The sequence below is a fragment of the Armatimonas sp. genome (assembly GCF_043760365.1).
Classification (GTDB): Bacteria; Armatimonadota; Armatimonadia; order Armatimonadales; family Armatimonadaceae; genus Armatimonas.
The window spans coordinates 1-2,999 of record NZ_JAYUPA010000895.1; the positions used below are offsets into that span (position 1 = coordinate 1).

3 protein-coding genes are annotated in these 2,999 nt (G+C 57.9%); 2 read left to right on the forward strand and 1 reads right to left on the reverse strand.

Annotated features, from left to right (window positions below; genetic code table 11):
* Nucleotides 1-177: 177 nt before the first annotated feature.
* Complete coding sequence (locus ACH2EH_RS22270; RefSeq protein WP_395145195.1) at nt 178-1,593, reverse strand: hypothetical protein; 1,416 nt, start codon at nt 1,591-1,593, stop codon at nt 178-180.
* A 113-nt stretch (nt 1,594-1,706) separates the two neighbouring features.
* Here ACH2EH_RS22270 and ACH2EH_RS22275 point away from each other — a divergent pair, with 113 nt between their 5' ends.
* Together ACH2EH_RS22275 and ACH2EH_RS22280 are read left to right on the forward strand one after the other, a co-directional pair.
* Nucleotides 1,707-2,360 (forward strand): SGNH/GDSL hydrolase family protein, encoded by a 654-nt coding sequence (locus tag ACH2EH_RS22275; RefSeq protein WP_395145197.1) that lies wholly within the window; start codon nt 1,707-1,709, stop codon nt 2,358-2,360.
* Entirely contained in the window at nt 2,357-2,992 is a 636-nt protein-coding gene (locus tag ACH2EH_RS22280; protein ID WP_395145198.1) for an SGNH/GDSL hydrolase family protein, read from the forward strand. The genes ACH2EH_RS22275 and ACH2EH_RS22280 overlap by 4 nt, the downstream gene beginning before the upstream one ends.
* Nucleotides 2,993-2,999: the final 7 nt, after the last annotated feature.

A 2,999-nucleotide genomic window follows, 5' to 3' on the forward strand; every position in this document is an offset into this window, starting at 1 on the left:
GGCCAGAGTGGCACCGACGTATGGAGCGGAATCTGGGCCTTGACAAGGGCTTTGACAACCTGATCAGAGACAGCAATAACGCCTGCCAGGAGATAAAACCCGGCAGGCGCGAGGCGTTTAGGCATAACAGGCCATTATACCGCCCGGACGATTCAATCGTTACCGTGTCATTAATCGTTACCGTGTCAGTGGAACCGTGGTCACCAGGAGCTTGATGCGGGCGCGGCCCTTCTGGGGCTTTGCCCCTTCACTGCTCGCAGCCGTGTCGCTGGTTCGGTGAATCCCTGTTAGATCTCCGGAAAGAGTCAAGGTCTTCAGGTTGACCGAGAAGTCAAGCCGAGTCTTGTCCGCACTCGGGTTGATGTCGCAGACCTCATCGCTAAAACCATCCTCATCGAAGAGTTCGTAGCGAACGGGAATGCTCTCTTTATAGTTCGGGATAAAGGTCAGTGTGATCCAGTGTGGGACAAACGACGAGGTGTCCACGCGCATCGCTTCCGTAAATGTCAGGCCGTCTACCCGAATTCGAGCGAAGAAATCAGGTTTGTAGAGCTGATCTAGCTTGTCGCTCACGGAGTCGACAGGGAGCTCCTCAACGAGCGTCGTTCGAATATAGACAGCGCGGCGGGTCAGCGGAAACGTGGGCATTGTGGGCAGATCCGGCGAGCTAATCAGGGACTTACCGAGCCCAACCGTCAGCTCTCGGTGCCAATGATTCACGACAAAATGCACGCCAAGGGGAGAAATAGCGACGGAATAGCTTGCCGCTGCTTTCCCAAACTCGGTGCCACTGCCACTTCCCCAGCCTTTCCAGTGGCCGTTGTCACGGAGCGTCAACACCCACGCCGAGAGCTGGTAGGCAGCTTTGAGATCACTGTCGAGCGCGGCCTGAAACTCCTTACCCGGAATATCTTGCACCTCGTCCCAGATTCCAGGACGCGCTTTTTCAGCCCAGTTCTTAATCGCCCCAACCCACTGCGCCGATCCTGCGTAGGCTGCCACATAGGCCCGATCCCAGTTTGGGCGGTTGTAGGAGTCGTGGTTCATCCCCGCGTAGTAATCGCCATGGTCCTTGTCCGTGACGGGCGAGGCGTTGGGGTAGTGTCCCGAGCGCAGGCCCACTGCCTTGGGAGCATCGAAGTAGGTTGTGCAGTCGTAGCCTGATTTCGGATTACCGCGAATCTCGACCCAGTTGGAGTGGGAGTAAAAGTCCTGAACGGCATGAAGCGACATCCCGATGAGGGCGAGCACTTTCATGGCGTTGCCCTCAGAGGCCGCTTTTTGCACCGCCGTGCGGGTATTGCTGGCCAGCACTCCCCAGTAGTGCCTGATCTGCTCACCGTTTTCCAGGTCGTCGAAGTGGAGCTTTGCGAGGTCCTCTTTAATACCCGTGCCGGGCGCGTTGGTGTAGTAGTCCACCATCCAGTTCTCGACCTGCGCGATCTTGATGGAGGTAGAGCCAAACCCGAACTCATTGAGCACTTCACGCGTGAGATCGGAGTGATGGCCGGTGTCGAAGGCCAGAACCGACGAAGAGGAGCCGAGCAGTAGCGCCAGTGCGACTAGGGCAATGGATAGTTGTTTTCTCATCATGGCTCTATTTTCGCGCACGCTCAAGGACGGCTCCGGGGACAAACGGACGTAAAAACGGGGGACAAGCAAAATCTGATGCAGGAAATAGTAAGTGTCTTGCCGAAGCAGGTGTCATGCGCATTGAAGCCAACTCGAATCTACTTTTTATCGGCGACTCGATCACGGACTGTGGCCGTGCCCGCCCCGTTGGTGAGGCCAACCCCTGGAGCTGGGGAGATATCGGCAGTGGGTATGTTCGCGATGTGGCGGCGATTTTAGGGGCAGCTTACCCCGAACGCCAGATCCGTGTCCGAAGTGTCGGCAGCAGCGGCAACACGGTGCGGGATCTCGCCGCCCGCTGGAAGTCCGATGTGACCGATCTAGCTCCCGAGTGGCTGAGCGTGATGATCGGGATCAACGATGTCTGGCGACAGTTCGATGCACCACTCGCCCCGGAACGCGCCGTGCCGCTTGCGGAGTACAGCGAGACACTCTGGAACCTCTGCCACCGAACGCGCCCCAAGCTCAAGGGCCTGGTGCTCATGACCCCGTTTATGATCGAAGCCAATCCCGATGATGCCATGCGTGCGCGTATGGACGAGTACGGCGCTGCGGTGCACGAGATTGCGGAGGAGTTCGAGGCGATTTTCGTGGACACGCAGGCCGCCTTGAATGCGCTTCTTGCACACAGCCACCCGGCGAGTATTGCGTGGGATCGGATTCACCCCGGCCCGGTGGGGCACATGACCCTTGCCCGTGCCTTTTTACGAGGAGTTGGAGCTTTATGAAGATTGACAGTGGGACACTGCTTTTTATCGGCGATTCGATTACGGATGCGGGACGGGCGCGGCCTGTCGGCGAAGGGGGTGGGCTTGGGGGTGGCTACCCGGCACAAGTGAATGCGCTTCTCGGAGCAACCTACCCGGAGCGCAAGATTCGGGTCTTAAACACGGGCATTAGTGGAAACACGATTCGGAACTTAGTCTCGCGCTGGCAAAAAGATGTCCTGGATCTCAAGCCGGACTGGCTGAGCATTATGATAGGCACCAACGATGTCTGGCGGCAGTTCTCGGGCACCAACAACCCGGACAGCGTTTTCCCGGAGGAGTTCGAGAAATCCTACCGCGAGCTGATCGAGAAGACCCGCCCAACGGTTAAAGGCATCACGCTCCTCACACCGTTTTATATCGAACCCGATAAAGCGCAGCCCATGCGCGCACAGATGGATGTCTATGGAAAGCTCGTCCGCAAGCTTGCCAAGGAGACCGGCTGCCGCTTCGGAGACACGCAAGCCGCCTACGACAAAGCACTCCAGAGCGTCGCGTTTGGCACCCTAGCGGGCGATAAAGTCCATCCCTCCCCGACAGGCCACATGGTGCTCTCACGAGTGTTTCTGAAAACCGTGGACTACCGCTGGTAATGGCCTA

Coding starts and splice junctions, on each gene's coding strand:
- ACH2EH_RS22270 (WP_395145195.1), bottom strand. CDS start 1,593: ATGATGAGAAAACAACTATCCATTGCCCTAGTCGCACTGGCGCTACTG.
- ACH2EH_RS22275 (WP_395145197.1), top strand. CDS start 1,707: ATGCGCATTGAAGCCAACTCGAATCTACTTTTTATCGGCGACTCGATC.
- ACH2EH_RS22280 (WP_395145198.1), top strand. CDS start 2,357: ATGAAGATTGACAGTGGGACACTGCTTTTTATCGGCGATTCGATTACG.